14 protein-coding genes and 2 pseudogenes are annotated in these 15,910 nt (G+C 61.4%); 14 read left to right on the top strand and 2 right to left on the bottom strand.

The genetic code is table 11. The features are described 5' to 3' along the window. The 13 genes and pseudogenes from NKI08_RS33755 to NKI08_RS33695 form a co-directional block, all read left to right on the top strand. Positions 1 to 455 (top strand): acyl-CoA dehydrogenase family protein (locus NKI08_RS33755; protein WP_352775695.1); only part of this gene is annotated, 455 nt, incomplete at its 5' end. Positions 456 to 488: 33 nt separating this feature from the next. Continuing rightward, complete coding sequence (gene ssuD, locus NKI08_RS33750) at positions 489 to 1,664, top strand: FMNH2-dependent alkanesulfonate monooxygenase (RefSeq protein ID WP_352775692.1); 1,176 nt, start codon at positions 489 to 491, stop codon at positions 1,662 to 1,664. After that, positions 1,661 to 3,091 (top strand): FAD/NAD(P)-binding protein, encoded by a 1,431-nt coding sequence (locus NKI08_RS33745; protein WP_352775689.1) that lies wholly within the window; start codon positions 1,661 to 1,663, stop codon positions 3,089 to 3,091. Before ssuD ends, NKI08_RS33745 begins: the two co-directional genes overlap by 4 nt. A gap of 27 nt (positions 3,092 to 3,118) precedes the next feature. Continuing rightward, on the top strand, positions 3,119 to 3,625 hold the full coding sequence (locus NKI08_RS33740; RefSeq protein WP_352775687.1) for a flavin reductase family protein: 507 nt from the start codon (positions 3,119 to 3,121) through the stop codon (positions 3,623 to 3,625). A 16-nt stretch (positions 3,626 to 3,641) separates the two neighbouring features. Next, positions 3,642 to 3,870 (top strand): annotated as a pseudogene (locus NKI08_RS33735) (5,10-methylene tetrahydromethanopterin reductase); the annotation flags it as partial. A 73-nt stretch (positions 3,871 to 3,943) separates the two neighbouring features. Beyond that, positions 3,944 to 4,081 (top strand): hypothetical protein, encoded by a 138-nt coding sequence (locus NKI08_RS33730; protein WP_352775684.1) that lies wholly within the window; start codon positions 3,944 to 3,946, stop codon positions 4,079 to 4,081. A 728-nt stretch (positions 4,082 to 4,809) separates the two neighbouring features. Continuing rightward, a pseudogene (locus NKI08_RS33725) lies at positions 4,810 to 6,232 on the top strand (LLM class flavin-dependent oxidoreductase). Next, positions 6,232 to 6,999 (top strand): ABC transporter ATP-binding protein, encoded by a 768-nt coding sequence (locus tag NKI08_RS33720; RefSeq protein WP_352775681.1) that lies wholly within the window; start codon positions 6,232 to 6,234, stop codon positions 6,997 to 6,999. The pseudogene NKI08_RS33725 and the gene NKI08_RS33720 overlap by 1 nt, the downstream one beginning before the upstream one ends. Positions 7,000 to 7,006: 7 nt before the next feature. Further along, the gene (locus NKI08_RS33715) at positions 7,007 to 7,888 is read left to right on the top strand and encodes a branched-chain amino acid ABC transporter permease (RefSeq protein ID WP_352775678.1); all 882 of its coding nucleotides are present in this window, start codon (positions 7,007 to 7,009) and stop codon (positions 7,886 to 7,888) included. Between the two features lie 19 nt (positions 7,889 to 7,907). Beyond that, positions 7,908 to 8,948 carry a branched-chain amino acid ABC transporter permease gene (locus NKI08_RS33710; RefSeq protein ID WP_352775700.1) on the top strand — a complete coding sequence of 347 codons (1,041 nt, stop codon included), beginning with the start codon at positions 7,908 to 7,910 and terminating at the stop codon, positions 8,946 to 8,948. Positions 8,949 to 9,043: 95 nt separating this feature from the next. After that, a complete protein-coding gene (locus NKI08_RS33705; protein WP_352775675.1) occupies positions 9,044 to 10,384 on the top strand; it encodes an ABC transporter substrate-binding protein in 1,341 nt (446 codons plus the stop codon). Between the two features lie 28 nt (positions 10,385 to 10,412). Next, positions 10,413 to 11,183 carry an ABC transporter ATP-binding protein gene (locus NKI08_RS33700; protein WP_352775672.1) on the top strand — a complete coding sequence of 257 codons (771 nt, stop codon included), beginning with the start codon at positions 10,413 to 10,415 and terminating at the stop codon, positions 11,181 to 11,183. A gap of 49 nt (positions 11,184 to 11,232) precedes the next feature. Beyond that, positions 11,233 to 12,465, top strand: a complete 1,233-nt coding sequence (locus NKI08_RS33695) for an acyl-CoA dehydrogenase family protein (protein WP_352775669.1) — start codon at positions 11,233 to 11,235, stop codon at positions 12,463 to 12,465. A gap of 736 nt (positions 12,466 to 13,201) precedes the next feature. Here the strand turns inward: NKI08_RS33695 and groL are convergent. Both groL and groES read right to left on the bottom strand, forming a co-directional pair. Then, a complete protein-coding gene (groL, locus tag NKI08_RS33690) occupies positions 13,202 to 14,866 on the bottom strand; it encodes a chaperonin GroEL (RefSeq protein ID WP_352775666.1) in 1,665 nt (554 codons plus the stop codon). Positions 14,867 to 14,931: 65 nt separating this feature from the next. After that, positions 14,932 to 15,228, bottom strand: a complete 297-nt coding sequence (gene groES, locus NKI08_RS33685; RefSeq protein ID WP_352453535.1) for a co-chaperone GroES — start codon at positions 15,226 to 15,228, stop codon at positions 14,932 to 14,934. Between the two features lie 477 nt (positions 15,229 to 15,705). On the opposite strand from groES, the gene NKI08_RS33680 reads away from it, so the two are divergent. Further along, a partial coding sequence (locus NKI08_RS33680; protein ID WP_352775697.1) for a S46 family peptidase occupies positions 15,706 to 15,910 on the top strand: 205 nt, incomplete at its 3' end.

Genomic DNA, 15,910 nt, shown 5'->3' with positions numbered 1-15,910 from the left:
GCATCGCCAACGCGGCGATCGACGAAACCGTCAGCTTCGTGCGCACCAAGTCGCGCGCGTGGATCGACAGCGGCGTCGATCATGCCTGGCAGGATCCCTACACTATCCAGGCCGTCGGTGACCTTCGCCTGCGGGCCAATGCGGCGCAGGCCGTTCTGGACAAGGCAGGGCTGGCGGTCGACCGCGCCGTGGCCGATCCGAACGATAAGACCGTCGCGGAAGCGCAGATCGCGGTTGCCGAATCCAAGATCCTCACCACCGAGATCGCCATCAACGCCACCAACAAATTGTTCGAACTCGCCGGCACGCGATCCACACTGGCCGAGCACAATCTCGACCGGCACTGGCGCAATGCCCGAACCCACACGCTGCACGATCCGGTGCGCTGGAAATACGCGATCCTCGGCAACTATTACCTGAACGACGTCAATCCGCCGCTCCACGCCTGGAGCTGAGCGAGAACGCCGTAAAGTCACAAAGGACTGTTCATGAGCACTGCCATCCCCGACAGGATCAAGGTCCTGTGGTTTCTCCCGACCCATGGCGACAGCCGCTATCTCGGCACCTCCGAGGGGGGCAGGGCGGTCGACCTGCCCTATCTGACCCAGGTCGCCAAGGCCGCCGACGCCATCGGCTATTACGGCGCGCTGCTGCCGACCGGCCGAAGCTGCGAGGACAGCTGGGTCGTGGCGTCGGCGCTGGCGCCGTTGACGCAGCGGCTCCGCTTCCTCGTTGCGGTGCGGCCGGGCCTGCAATCGCCGACGCTTGCCGCGCGGATGACCTCGACGCTCGACCGCATTTCCGGCGGGCGCCTGCTTATCAACGTGGTCACCGGCGGTGACCCGGTCGAGAACAAGGGCGACGGCATCTTCCTCAGCCATGATGAGCGCTATGAGGTGACGCGGGAGTTTCTCGATATCTACAAGGCCGTGCTCAGCGGCGAGACCATTGCCTTCGAAGGCAAGCACTTCCGCATCGAGGACGGAAGGCTGCTGTTCCCGCCTGTGCAGACCCCGCATCCGCCGCTGTATTTCGGTGGCTCGTCGGAGGCGGCCAATGCGGTCGCCGCCGAGCAGATCGACAAATACCTCACCTGGGGCGAACCGCCGGCTGACGTCGCCGCCAAGGTCGACCATGTGCGCGGCCTTGCCGAGAAGGCCGGACGCCAGGTGAGTTTCGGCATCAGGCTGCATGTCATCGTTCGCGAAACCAATGACGAAGCCTGGGCCGATGCCGACCGCCTGATCAGCCGCCTGGACGACAAGACGATCGCCGAGGCGCAGAAGGTTTTCGCGCGCATGGATTCCGTCGGCCAGTCGCGCATGAGCCGGCTGCATGGCGGCCGTCGCGACAAACTCGAAATCAGTCCGAATCTGTGGGCCGGTGTCGGCCTGGTGCGCGGCGGCGCCGGCACCGCTCTGGTCGGCGATGCGGCGACGGTGGCGGAGCGCATCGACGAATACCGGCGCATCGGCATCGATACCTTCATCCTGTCCGGCTATCCGCATCTGGAGGAAGCCTATCGCTTCGGCGAACTGGTGCTGCCGCTGTTGCCGCTCGATCACGAAATCTCGACGCGGCAGACGGCCGTCAACATGGGCCCCTTCGGCGAAACGGTGGCCGGCGATCATCGACCGTCGGCGCTGCGCGCGAGCCAGTCTTGAGCGCTTCCCACATGGTCAGCAAACCGGCGGTTGCCATTGTCGGTGGCGGCTTTTCCGGTGCCGCAACCGCCTTTCACCTGGCGCGGCTTTTGCCGACCGGCACGGCCGATATCGTTGTCGTCGAACCGCGCGAGGCGCTCGGCTATGGTCTGGCTTATTCGACGGCCGATCCCTCGCACCGCATCAACGTGCGGGCATCCAGAATGACGCTGATCTCAGGTGAGGACGGCCATTTTTGCAACTGGCTGGAGCAGACCGGCGCTATTATGGACGACATGGAGGCGGTCGCCGCCAGCGGTGCGATCTATCCGCAGCGTCGGGTCTTCGGTCGCTATGTCGAATCCCACCTGCAGCCCTTCCTGCAAAGCAAAGCGGTCCGCCATGTCAGGGCCGAGGTTGCTTCGGTCGAGCGCAGTGGCGAGGGCTACCGGCTGGTCCTGTCCGATGGCGCAACGCTCGCCGCCGAGGCTGTGGTGATCGCGGCGACGCATCCATTGCCGGCACTGCCTGCGCAGCTGCGCAGTGTGGCCGCCGTCGCCGGGTTGGTGACCAATCCCTACGATCTCGAACGACTGCAGGCGATCGGCCGCGATGACCACGTTCTCATCGTCGGCACCGGGCTGACTTCGGCGGACGTCATCGCCACGCTCGATCGCAGGGGACATCGCGGCCGCATCGTCGCACTGTCGCGCCATGGCTATCGCTCGCGTGTGCAGGCAGCGATGCAGGGCGACCCGGTCGGCGACTTCACCAGCCGGCCTTCGCGCAGCGCCACGGTGCTGCTCAGGCACATCCGGGCTACGATCGCGGCAGCGACGCAACAAGGTGAAGACTGGTATCCCGTCCTCGACGCTGTCCGGCGTCAGGGGCAGTTCATCTGGCAGGCCTTGCCGCTCGCCGAGCAGCGCCGCGTGGTGCGCCATCTTCGCGCGCTCTGGGACGTGCATCGTTTCCGCGTCGCGCCACAGGTCGCGGCCGTGCTGGATCGCCGCCTTGCCGAGGGCACGCTCGCTTATCGCGCCGCATCGATTGTCAAGGCCGAAGAAGCCGACGGGCGTATCCGCGTCACGCAGCGGCCACGGCGCCAACACAACCTCATCGTCGAAGCGTTCCACAGCGTGATCGTGACGACTGGCCCGGCGCATGCCGATATACTTCGCACCAACACGGCGATTGCCACCCTTGGACATCTGGGCTTGGTCCATCTTGACCCGACCGGTCTCGGTCTGGAGACCGACAGGCAGGGCCGCGCGGTCAGCGCGTCAGGCAATCCGACCGACAATATTTTCGTCAGCGGGCCACTGGCGCGCGGCAGCGTCGGCGAGCTGATGGGCATCCCTGAAGTCACCGCGCATGCCGAGAGCATCGCCGTCGAAATTCACCAATGGTTGGGATACCAAACGGCGTTGCGTCGCAAGGCGTCGTGAAGCTGCAAACACGATGAGGCTATCCAGATGACACTGACCAAACGCGTTCCCCTAGTGGAAACCCGGATTCCCCTGAAATTTGCGATGCGACACTTGGCCGGAGCTGTCTCCGTAGTGACCGCAGGTGTTGGTGACGAACGGACGGGCGCAACCGTTACCACCGCCCATTCCCTATCCGTCGAACCAGAGGTGATGGTTGTGAGCATCAACCTGAACTCGTCTACCTGGGCTGCCATCAGCCGGCATCGGCATTTCTGCGTGAATGTGCTGCGTGCCCACCAAATCGCGATTGCCGACCGCTTTGCCGGGCGCGGTGGCCTGAAGGGGTCGGCGCGCTACGAGGGCGCTCGCTGGTCCAGCCTTGCAAGCGGTGCACTGGCACTCGACGAGGCGCTTGCCGCCGTCGACTGCACGGTTGAGGACACTATTATTCGCCACAGCCACGCGCTGATCCTCGGCAGCGTTCGGCATGTAGTGAGCGGAGAGCCCGGCCCGGCGCTGATCTATCATCACGGCGCATATGGATCATCGTGAGCTTGTTGGGTTCGTGCAGCATCTCGGTAAAGGCATTGCCGACTCCACAAGCTCGAGCATCCCTAACATTCGCATGCCGCCTTTCGACTGCGGATCATCACCCTAAGGGGCGCGTCGGCTAGAATGTCATCACGTCTTACCTCGAAAGTGGCCCAAAGAATGTCGGACAAGCTGGCCTGCGGTCGTATGACAATCGCTACGATGTGGCGACAGAATATGTGGAGGTTCTCTACAAGCTGTTCGAGGAAGCTGCGAGGAGGGGGCCGACCGCTTCCGCGACATTGAAGCCGTAAAGCGCGAGGAGGCCTTGCTCGAGGGATGGATGGCATAGGCCTCGATGCCGTGCGCCCGCAACCAGCGCGCCAGCCAGAAGCCGTCGCCGGCCGCCTCATAGGCGACGGCGATCCGCTGGACCGTGTGCCCGGCCCGGCCGGCTTCGTCGCGCCAGCGCTGTAGCAGCTTCAACAGTGCTGGCGCGATGGCATCGATCTTCTTGAGGGGCTGGCGCTTGAGACCTGGAATAAGCGCGGCGACGAGCCACTTCGCTTTGCTCATTTCGATGACGGCGATGATCGTGTTATCCTGTTTAAGAGCGGTAAGGGACCGGCTCGCGTCAAAAGATTGCGACATGGGACGCCTCCTTCTGATGGTGGTTGAAACAGCGAAGGATGCCACACCCTCGCCGCTCGCCCCATAGCATCTACTCCCTGGGACACGATCCCTCACTGCCATCGCCTATAATATGAAACGCAGTTTGAAGATCATCGCTATGGCTGGATAGCAGCCAAAACACCGCTGACGCTCACACGAGAGCGCCACATACCACAGCCGACGACGTTGCTGCTGCCGGCCTTGCGCACCTTGCCGGAAAGCCAAAAAGATCAACCAAAATCAACACAAAACGCTTGCGCGCACAGGCTCCTAATCTGGAAACGATGAGAAATCCTTCTGCGCGAAAGTCGGTAGCCCGGAAAAATTCTCCATTGGCCAGTGCGTCACGCAGGAACGAAACGTCTGCAGGAAGCGCATCCCGGACTGTTATCTCTCCATGCTCATTCGCTTTGAGTGCGGGCCTGGCCGTGTCTGCGGAAAACCTCATATTCCGGACGCAAAGCGTCAGCCGATGTGGATATGTCGGTAGTGTCCTCTGCAGTCGCCCGGCAGGGCTATCAAAGGAGTGACGGATGGGTCGTCGTATTCGCTTCAACGCTTTCGACATGAATTGTGTTGGCCATCAATCTCCGGGTCTCTGGAAGCATCCGCGCGATCAGTCGTGGAAATACAAGGATCTGGACTACTGGCAAGATTTGGCTCGAACTCTGGAACGCGGTATTTTCGACGGCATATTCATCGCAGACGTCATCGGCTACTACGATGTTTACAAGGGCTCGAATTACCACGCCATCGAGCAGGCGGCGCAGATCCCGGTCAATGATCCCCTGCAGTTGGCCGCGCCGATCGCGCTTGCCACCGAACATCTCGGCATTGGCATTACTGCTTCGACCTCGTTCGAGCACCCTTACACATTCGCCCGCCGCCTTTCGACTGCCGACCACCACACCAAGGGTCGCGTCGGCTGGAACATCGTTACCTCATATCTCGAAAGTGGCGCCAAGAACGTCGGCCAGGCCGGTTTGAAAAGCCATGACAACCGTTACGAGGTCGCGGCCGAATATGTGGAGGTGCTGTACAAGCTGTTCGAAGGCAGTTGGGAAGAGGGCGCGGTGCAGCGTGATCCGGTCCGCGGCATCTTCACCGACCCCAGCAAGGTCCACGAGATCGGCCACAAGGGCAAATTCTTCGAGGTGCCTGGCTACCATCTATCGGAGCCGTCGCCGCAGCGCACTCCGGTTCTCTATCAGGCGGGCGCCTCGGGTCCCGGCAAGGCCTTCGCCGCTGCGCATGCCGAGTGCGTCTTCGTCGGCGCGCCAACCAAATCGCTGCTCAACGCCTATGTTTCCGAAATCCGCCAAAAAGGCCGCCGCCGCGGGCCGCAATCCGAAGAATGTTCTGATCTACAACCTCACCACGCTGATCATCGATGAAACGGATGAAAAGGCCCAGAAGCGTTTCGAGGAGTATCAGAGCTATACGTCCTATGACGGATCGCTGGTGTTCATGTCGGGCTGGAGCGGCATCGACTTCGGCCAATATGCGCCGACCGACGCGCTCAAGAAGGTCGAGACCAATGCGATCGTTTCGATGGTCGAGCATTTCGCCGGCAAGGATAAAGCCTGGACCGTCGAGGAACTGGCGAAATGGGGCGGCATCGGCGGCGTCGGGCCGGTCTTCGTCGGTTCGCCCGGCACCATCGCCGATATCCTGCAGGAATGGGTCGATGAAGCCGGGGTCGACGGCTTCAACCTTGCTTATGCGGTGACGCCCGAAAGCTTCGAGGCCGCCGTCGACCTGCTGGTGCCGGAATTGCAGAAGCGCCGCGTCTATCCCACCGCCTACAAGCCCGGCACGTTGCGCGAAAAGCTGTTCGGCGAAGGGCCCTATCTTCCTGCGACGCATCCCGCCGATGGCTACCGTGACATCGAGGCCGTCAAGCGTCGCGAAGCCGATCGTGTTTCGGGGCCCCGTCTGAAATCCGTGAATGCGTGATGACCGGCGTGCTGGAGCTCCACGACGTGTCGCTGTCCTTCAAGGGCGTACGAGCCCTGAATGCGCTGAGTTTCAGCGTCGCCAAGGGTGAAATTTGCGCCTTGATCGGCCCGAATGGCGCCGGCAAAAGTTCGCTTCTCAATGTCATCAACGGCGTCTATCGCGCCGACGCCGGCGACATTGTCTTCGACGGGTTGCGCTTCGAGGCGATTCATCCTCAGAAGGCAGCCCATCTCGGCATCGGCCGGACCTTCCAGCACAATGGGTTATTCCGCCGCCTGTCAGTGCGCCAAAACGTGCTGGCCGGTCTTTCTCGTCATGGCACCGCCAGCTTCGTCGAAAACATCTTCCGGCTGGGCAGGGACGGCGCCGAGCGCCGCGGCTTCCTTGCCCACGCTGAGCGTACGATGTCTTTCCTCCAGCTCGACCGTCATGCCGAAAGCGTAGTTTCGACACTTCCTTACGGGCTGCAGAAACGCGTTGATCTCGCCCGGGCATTGGTCTCCGGCCCCAAGCTGCTGCTGCTCGACGAACCGATGGCCGGCATGAATCAGGAAGAGAAGCAGGAGATGAGCCGCGTCATACGCGAGGTCAATCGCGTCTTCGGCTCGACTGTGGTGCTGATCGAGCACGATGTCGGCATTGTGCTCAACCTCGCCAGCCACGTGGTGGTTCTCGACTACGGCCGCAAGCTCGCAGACGGGGCCCCCGACGAGGTACGCAAGAACCCCGACGTGATAGCCGCCTATCTCGGCACGGTTCACTGAGGAACTCATGGCCTATTTCTTTGAAACATTGGTCAGCGGTCTGTTTGCCGGAGTGATGTACTCACTCGTCGCGATCGGCTTCGTGCTCATCTACAAGGCATCCGGAGTCTTCAATTTCGCGCAAGGGGCGATGCTGCTGTTTTCGGCGCTGACCTTCGTCACCCTGACCGAGAAAGGCATGCCATTCGCCCTGGCCTTCATCCTCACATCTCTTGTCATGGTGGTGATCGCGATACTGATCGAATGCCTAGTGCTGCGGCCCTTGCGAAATCGCGATCCGTTGACCCTGTTCATGGCCACTTTGGGATTGAGCTATGTCATTGAGGGCTTTGCCCAACTACTGATGGGCATGGATGTTCACATGCTCGATCTGAGCATCCCCGATGTCGCCATACAGGTCGGCGGCATCTATGTCAGCCAGTTCGATATCATTGCCTCGTTGATCGCGCTGACGCTGGTTGCCACGCTGGCTACCGCATTCAACAAGACGCGCATGGGCATCTGGCTTCGCGCGGTGGCCGACGACACGCTCGCGGCGCAGTCGATCGGCATCCGGCTGCCTGTCATCTGGCGCATCGTCTGGAGCGTCGCCGGCATCGTGGCCCTGGTCGCCGGCCTTGTCTGGGGATCGCGCCAGGGCGTGCAATATTCGCTGTCGCTTGTGACACTCAAGGCGCTGCCGGTGCTGATCATCGGCGGCTTCTCCTCCATTCCAGGCGCCATCGTCGGCGGCCTGCTTGTCGGCGCGACCGAGGCGTTGGCCGACATCTATATCGGCCCGCTGATCAATGGCAGCGTTTCCACCTGGTTTGCCTACATCCTCGCCATCGGATTCCTGCTCATTCGTCCGGCCGGCCTGTTCGGCGACCGCGAAATCGAAAGGGTCTGATCATGACCACCCTAGAGGAATCCACCCCTCCAAGCCGATCCGCGAGTCCACAATTGGCGTTGGCGCTATCGCCGTTATTGCCGGCCTCGTCGCTGCCTTCGCGGTCCCGGCCATTGTCGACGACTACTGGCTGAGTTCGATCATCATCCCAACCGTGATCCTGGGGCTTGCCGGGATCGGCCTGAACCTGCTGATGGGCTATACAGGGCTGGTGTCGATCGGTTCGGCTGCCTTCATGTCGATCGGCGCCTTCTCGACCTACAATTTGCTGCTGCGTGCGCCGTTTCTCCCGCTGCCAGTGGTTCTGATCATAGCGGGTTTGATCGCTGCTATTGCCGGCGTGATTTTCGGGTTGCCGTCGCTGCGCATCAAAGGGTTCTATCTCGGTGCTTCGACCCTTGGCGCACAGTTCTTGTTCGAATGGCTGTTCACGAATTTCAGCTGGTTCTCGAATGACAGCCAGTCGCTGACCATCTCGGCGCCTCGACTGCAGATCCTCGACTACGACCTCCAGTCGGCCACCGGCCGCTACTATCTGGTGATCGCAACCACGGCGCTGCTCATCGCGCTGGCCTTTGCTATCGTCAAAAGCCGCGTCGGCCGCGAATGGATGGCGATCCGCGACATGGATACGGCTGCCTCGGTCGTCGGCATCCGCGTTGCGCGCCGCAAGCTGCTGTCCTTCGGCATAAGTTCGTTTTTCCTGGGTATCGCCGGCGCGCTCTGGGCCTTCGGATATCTCGGCACCTCGGATGCACATGCGTTCAATCTCGATAAATCGTTCCAGATCCTGTTCATCGTCATCATCGGCGGCGTGGCGACCATCTTCGGCAACTTTCTCGGTGCCGCCTTCATCGTGCTGACGCCAATCCTGCTCGACCGGCTGTCGCTGATCATCGATTTGTCATTTCTCGGCGATCAGGGCGCGCTGGCAAACCTGCAGCACATCATCTTTGGCACGATCATCATCGTGCTGCTGATCAAGGAACCGGATGGATTGTCGAGCCTCATAAAGCGCGGCGTGGAAGCCCTTCTCTCGCGAGCACGATCACCCAACTGAACTCAGACAGACGAAACTCCTCGACGCCGGGTATTTCGCCTCCTCCCAAGCATCAGTCGTCACTTTCTCAAAACCACTCAAACAAGGGTTGCACAATGTCATTGTTAACCAAGACCATGTCGCTGGCGGCCGCTGCCGCGATGGCCGTCACGCTTATGAGCAGGGCGTCCTCCGCCGAAGATGGCACTGGCCAACAGCTCTATCCGCTGTTTACCTACCGCACCGGGCCCTATGCTCCATCGTTCATTCCGTTCGGCGCCGGCAATATCGACTATCTCCGCTACATCAATGAGGTCGAGGGCGGTGTCGATGGCGTCAAGATCCTGGTCCAGGAATGCGAGACGGCCTACACGATCGAGCGCGGCATCGAATGCTACGAGCGCTACAAGAACGGCTACAACGGCGCGCTGACGGCGGCAATTTATCCGCATTCGAGCGGTCTCGACGTGGCACTCACCGACAAGGCTCGCATCGACAAGATCCCGATCGTCAGCCCTGGCGGTGGCCAGAACATCGCCACTGACGGTCGCGTCTTTCCCTATCAGTATCCATTGGTATTCGACTACTGGAGCGAAGCCCAGATCATCGTCGATTACATCGCCCAGCAGGCGGGTGGCTATGACAAGCTCAAGGGGCTGAAGATCGCGACGCTCTATCACGATAGCGGCTATGGCCGCGATACGATCGAGCCGCTCGGTATCCTCGCCAAGAAATATGGCTTCGAAGACATCCAGATCCCCGTTCCGCATCCCGGCGAGCAGCAGCAGACACAGTGGCAGCAAATCCGCCGTGCAAGCGCCGACTGGGTCTTTCTGCGCGGCTGGGGCGTGATGACGCCGGTGGCGATCAAGACAGCGGCCCGCGTCGGCTTCCCCGCCGATCGGATCATCGGCGATATCTGGAGCGGTTCGGAAGACGACGCCCACCCGGCGGGCGCTGCCGCCAAGGGTTACCTCGCCGTCTCCGTCTTCCCGCCGGGCACCAACTACGGCATCTTGAAGACGCTCAAGGAAAATATCCTCGACAAGGGCAAGTCCGACCTGAAGGACAATTCGAAGTTCGGCACGGTTTACTACAATTACGGCGTCATCCAAGCCATCACCTTCGTCGAGGCGCTGCGCACCGGGCATAAGAAGTTCGGTAACAGGCCATTGACCGCCGCCGAAGGCCCGTGGGCGCTCGAACACCTCGACATCGATCAGAAGCGGATCGCCGAGCTTGGCGCGGAAGGCCTCATCAGCGCGCTGAAAACCTCCATCGACAACCACAAAGGCGAAACCATCGCTGCCAAGATCATCCAATGGAACGGTCAGTCCTGGGACACCCGGACCGACTGGATAAAGGCAGATGCCTCGCTGTTTGCAGACGTCATCAAGGCAAAGGCAGCCGCCTACGCCAAGGAAAAGGGCATACAGCCCCGCGTTGCGACGAACTGACACCAACCCGAACTAACAGGATCGGCCTATGACCATTGCAGCAAAAAGCTTCCTTGAGATCCAGAATATGGAAGCGCTCTATGGTCAGGCGATCCTGGCTGTGCGCGACGTGTCGCTTACAGTCGAACAGGGCAAGATCGTTGCCCTGCTTGGCGCCAATGGCGCGGGCAAGACCACGACGCTGAAGGCGGTTTCCAATCTGCTCGGACCTGAGCGCGGCAAAGTCAGCCGCGGCAGCATCCTCTGGCAGGGCGAGCCGGTCAGCGGCCTCTCGGCGTCTCGGCTCGTCGCCAAAGGCGTGGTGCAAGTGCTGGAAGGCCGCCATTGCTTTGCGCAATTGACGGTCGAAGAAAATATCCTCTCCGGCGGCTTCGTCCGCAAGCCGAGCCGGGCAGACCTGCGGCGCGAAGTCGAACGGATCTACACGTGGTTTCCGCGCCTTAAGGAGAAGCGCAAGGTCAAGGCCGGCCTGACCTCCGGGGGCGAACAGCAGATGTTGGCAATCGGCCGCGCGCTGATGACCAAGCCGAGCCTTGTTCTGCTGGACGAGCCGTCAATGGGTCTCGCGCCGATCATCGTGCAGGAAATCTTCGAGATAATCCGCGTCCTGAACAATGAACAGGGCGTCAGCTTCCTGCTCGCCGAGCAGAACGCGAATCTCGCGCTTCGCTATGCCGATTACGGCTACATCCTTGAGAACGGTCGCGTCGTTCTTTCGGGAACGGCAGAGGAACTGCGAGCCCGTGAGGATGTCCAGGATTTTTACCTGGGCGGTGCCAGCGCCGCCAAACCGCACTGACCGCCTCATCCGCGCCAGGTGGTAAAGCCAACTCCAGGAAAAATGCAAAATGACACAGATCGATAATGCTTGGGGTGCAGGCCCCAGCGCTCGCTATGAGACACTGGCCGAACGGTTGCGGCCGATATTTGCGCAGATCGCTGCCGGCGCGGTCGAGCGGGAGCTTAACCGCGAAAAACTGCCGGTGGCGGAGATTGCGCAGCTGAAACAGGCGGGCCTGGGCGCGCTGCGTATACCCGAAGCCGAAGGTGGTCTTGCCCCGACGCTGCCTGAATTGGCTAACATCCTGATCGAACTGTCGGAGGCCGATTCCAATATCACCCAGGCGCTGCGCGGTCATTTTGGGTTTGTCGAGGATGTCGTCAACAAGACGGCCGGCGAGAGCCGCAAACGCTGGACCGAGCGCATTGCCCACGGCGAGATCGCCGGCAATGCCTGGACCGAGATCGGTGATGCCAAACAGGACGTCTTCTCGACCCGCATCTCGAAGAAGGGCGACCGGCTGGTGCTCAACGGCACCAAATACTACACCACCGGCTCGCTGTTTGCCGACTGGATCGATGTTGGCGCGACGGGGCTTGACGGCGAAGGCATCGTCTTGCAGGTGCGTCGCGACGATCCGGGCGTCGATGTCATCGACGACTGGGATGGTTTTGGCCAGACGCTCACGGCCAGCGGCACCACGATCTTTACCGATGCCACCGTCGACCCCGAGGATGTCGTCGTCGACGATGACAAGTTCCGCTATGGCGCTGCCTTCTACCAACTGGTGCATCTTGCCACGCTCGCCGGTATCGGCCGGGCGATGGCCAACGAGACCGCTGCCGCCGTTGCCGCGCGCAAGCGTTCATACTCCAATGCTGCCGGCCCGCGCTCAAGCCAGGATCCGCAGGTGCTTCAGGTCGTCGGCCGTATTCGCAGCAATGCCTATGCGGCCGGCGCCATCGTTTTGCAGGTCGCGCAAGCCATCGAACGCGCTTACGAGGCACACTTCGCCGGCCATGCCGATTTGGAGGAAAAGGCCAACGCCATCGCCGAACTCGAGACGTCGCAAGCGGTGACGGTCGTTACGAATCTGGTTCTTGAAGCGTCGACGATCATCTTCGATGCGCTGGGTGCGTCCTCGACCAGGAAACCGATTGGCCTCGATCGTCATTGGCGCAATGCTCGTACCCTGTCGTCACACAACCCACGCATCTATAAGGATCGCATCGTTGGCGACTACGCAGTCAACGGCACGCCACCACCATATCAGTGGCGGATCGGGCACAGCCCGTTGTAAGCCATGCACACGACCTTCAGCGCGATGCGCTGGCAAATCCCGGGTGTCGACACGGCCTACTTATAGGCCGTCTCTGGGCAATAATCATTTGATCTACGCGGGTACAAATCAAAATCTACTCGCATTATAGATTAACAAAAATTCGCCGACGAATCTCCCTTCGGCGATACGTGAATTTTCCCACCTGTCGCCGAAGGGGTCGGCGCTCTGGACAACCTCATCCGGAAAGGCGCCGCGACCCTCTGAGCGTAGAACGCTGGCCAAACCAAGTGCCCTATTCGCAAACCACACGGTACCGCTTGCCGGGCTCGCTGACGTTCTTGCAGACAAGCAGCTTGTGCGGCTCGGAAGAGGAGAGCGGAGGACTTGCGACCCGCGATGCACGTCTGTTTGATGTCTTGTGACTTGCCGCACGGCGCGGTTCGAGCCTTTCCGGCTCCTGTGGCGCAACCGGAAACACGCTGGTTTCGATCTGTGGCTGCTGCAGGGATGGCGGCTCTTTGTCAAAGAATCGCCTGGCATCAAGCGATCTCGGAATAACCACCGCACCATCATCGCTGCGCGCGCAGCCGCTGCCCAACAGTAAAGCCAGCCCCAGGAAAAAAGGCAGTATCCGTCCAAACATAAGCACAACCCTATACCCCGGCTTGCGGGTCGCCGACAACCGGCGCAATGGGCACGAAGAAAGGGCGGCATTCCTTGCCGCCCTTTCGAAATTGTCGAGATGCGAGGACCTTTAAAAGCCCATACCGCCCATACCGCCCATGCCGCCCATGCCGCCGCCGGGCATACCACCCGGCATGCCGCCACCAGCCGACTCCTTCTTCGGAGCCTCGGCGATCATGGCTTCGGTGGTGACGAGCAGGCCGGCGACCGAGGCCGCGTCCTGCAGAGCCGTGCGCACGACCTTGACCGGATCGACGATACCCATGGCGATCATGTCGCCATATTCGCCGGTCTGGGCGTTGTAGCCGAAGGTCGCGCCCTTGTTCTCGAGGATCTTGCCGGCAACGATCGATGCTTCCGCACCGGCGTTGGCCGCGATCTGACGGGCCGGAGCCTGCAGCGCGCGACGCACGATCGCGATGCCGGCGGTCTGGTCGGAGTTGGCGCCGGTGACGGTGATGGCCAGCGAAGCGCGCAGCAGGGCGACGCCGCCGCCGGGAACGATGCCTTCTTCGACGGCCGCGCGGGTCGCGTTGAGGGCGTCATCGACGCGGTCCTTCTTTTCCTTGACTTCCACTTCGGTCGCACCGCCGACGCGGATGACGGCAACGCCGCCCGCCAGCTTGGCGAGACGTTCCTGCAGCTTCTCCTTGTCGTAGTCCGAGGTGGTCTCCTCGATCTGCTGCTTGATCTGGGCGACGCGGGCCTGGATTTCTTCCTTCTTGCCGGCGCCGTCGACGATGGTGGTGTTCTCCTTGGAGATCGACACCTTCTTGGCGCGGCCGAGCATGTCGAGGCCGACATTCTCGAGCTTGATGCCAAGGTCTTCGGAAATGACCTGGCCACCGGTGAGGATGGCGATGTCTTCCAGCATGGCCTTGCGGCGATCGCCGAAGCCCGGCGCCTTGACGGCGGCGATCTTCAGGCCGCCACGCAGCTTGTTGACGACCAGCGTGGCCAGGGCCTCGCCTTCGACGTCTTCCGAGATGATGACCAGCGGCTTCGAGGTCTGCACGACAGCCTCGAGGATCGGCAGCATGGCCTGCAGGTTGGAGAGCTTCTTCTCGTGGAGAAGGATGTAGGCGTCTTCCAGATCCGCAACCATCTTCTCGGCGTTGGTGACGAAGTAGGGCGAGAGATAGCCGCGGTCGAACTGCATGCCTTCAACGACTTCAAGCTCGGTCTCGGCGGTCTTTGCTTCCTCGACGGTGATGACGCCCTCATTGCCGACCTTCTGCATCGCTTCCGCGATCATCGAGCCGACCGACACGTCGCCATTGCCGGCGATGGTGCCGACCTGGGCAACCTCTTCCGAGGTCTTGATCTTCTTGGCGTTCTTGATCAGCGTCGCGACGACGTCGGCGACGGCGAGGTCGATGCCGCGCTTGAGGTCCATCGGGTTCATGCCGGCGGCAACCGACTTGTGGCCTTCCTGGACGATCGACTGTGCCAGAACGGTCGCGGTGGTGGTGCCGTCGCCGGCGATGTCGTTGGTCTTCGAAGCAACTTCGCGAACCATCTGCGCGCCCATGTTCTCGAACTTGTCTTCAAGCTCGATTTCCTTGGCGACGGTGACGCCGTCCTTGGTGATGCGCGGTGCGCCGAACGACTTGTCGATGACGACGTTGCGGCCCTTGGGGCCGAGCGTGACCTTCACCGCGTCGGCGAGGATGTTGACGCCGCGCAGCATGCGCTCGCGAGCGTCGCGGGAGAATTTTACGTCTTTGGCAGCCATTTTTTACTCCTGGGCATTTCGCCCGAAATTCAGATTGGATGGTGCGGATGAAAGGCGGCGGCGTGTCAGCCGATGACGCCCATGATGTCCGCTTCCTTCATGATCAGAAGGTCTTCGCCATTGAGCTTGACTTCGGTGCCCGACCACTTGCCGAACAGGATGCGGTCGCCGGCCTTGACGTCCAGCGGGACGAGCTTGCCGACCTCGTCACGGGCGCCGGAACCGATGGCGATGATCTCGCCTTCCTGCGGCTTTTCCTTAGCCGTATCGGGGATGATGATCCCGCCGGCGGTCTTCGCTTCGGACTCGACGCGGCGAACGACCACGCGGTCATGCAGCGGCCGGAAATTCGACTTTGCCATTTTTGGATTTCCCTGGTGCGGATGTTGAACGGTTCTCCGTTGCCGGAGCGTGGTTAGCACTCACCAGAAGCGAGTGCTAACGCGGCAGTGAGATAGGCCGTAGGCTCCTGCTAGTCAAGACGGAAGAGGGACGGGCGAAGAGCAAACGAGCGTGGAAGCACCGAGCCCTTTACGTAAAGACGTCGGAGATCGGACATGGATGGGGCGGCTCACCATTTGTAACTGAAGGCTTTATTCATTTGGCACGATTGGTGCAGCGGATGATCCGCAAACGTTGCGCGCGACAAATATGAGAGGTGAGCGCCATCAGGACTCTTGCGGTTAACGGGTCCACTCGGTGTTTACGGTGTTGGCCGCCGCGCGGGCGCCAGGACTCCGGCCATCCCGATAGTCACCAATCCAATCTGCGGAGAACAGGAGGCAAGATGAGAGCGACAGTCAGCATGAACTCGAATTTGAAATGTTTGGCCAAAGCAACTGCCATCGCCTTGCTCTGGACGGTCACGGCTACGTCGGCGGACGAAGGTATGTGGATGCCGGGCCAGACTGCGGAAGTGGGCGCGGCCATGCGGCCGTCTGGACGCTGACCCGCTCAACGCGATCGTATCACTGGGCGGATGCTCCGCCTCGTTCGTCAGTCCACAAGGGCTGGTCGCAACCAATCATCATTGCGTGTTAGAAT

It is taken from the genome of Mesorhizobium sp. M0768 (assembly GCF_040320195.1).
Lineage (GTDB): Bacteria > Pseudomonadota > Alphaproteobacteria > Rhizobiales > Rhizobiaceae > Mesorhizobium.
This window is presented reverse-complemented; position numbering and strand designations above follow the sequence as displayed.

Coding starts and splice junctions, on each gene's coding strand:
- ssuD (WP_352775692.1), top strand. CDS start 489: ATGAGCACTGCCATCCCCGACAGGATCAAGGTCCTGTGGTTTCTCCCG.
- NKI08_RS33740 (WP_352775687.1), top strand. CDS start 3,119: ATGACACTGACCAAACGCGTTCCCCTAGTGGAAACCCGGATTCCCCTG.
- NKI08_RS33730 (WP_352775684.1), top strand. CDS start 3,944: ATGGATGGCATAGGCCTCGATGCCGTGCGCCCGCAACCAGCGCGCCAG.
- NKI08_RS33720 (WP_352775681.1), top strand. CDS start 6,232: ATGACCGGCGTGCTGGAGCTCCACGACGTGTCGCTGTCCTTCAAGGGC.
- NKI08_RS33715 (WP_352775678.1), top strand. CDS start 7,007: ATGGCCTATTTCTTTGAAACATTGGTCAGCGGTCTGTTTGCCGGAGTG.
- NKI08_RS33705 (WP_352775675.1), top strand. CDS start 9,044: ATGTCATTGTTAACCAAGACCATGTCGCTGGCGGCCGCTGCCGCGATG.
- NKI08_RS33700 (WP_352775672.1), top strand. CDS start 10,413: ATGACCATTGCAGCAAAAAGCTTCCTTGAGATCCAGAATATGGAAGCG.
- NKI08_RS33695 (WP_352775669.1), top strand. CDS start 11,233: ATGACACAGATCGATAATGCTTGGGGTGCAGGCCCCAGCGCTCGCTAT.
- groL (WP_352775666.1), bottom strand. CDS start 14,866: ATGGCTGCCAAAGACGTAAAATTCTCCCGCGACGCTCGCGAGCGCATG.
- groES (WP_352453535.1), bottom strand. CDS start 15,228: ATGGCAAAGTCGAATTTCCGGCCGCTGCATGACCGCGTGGTCGTTCGC.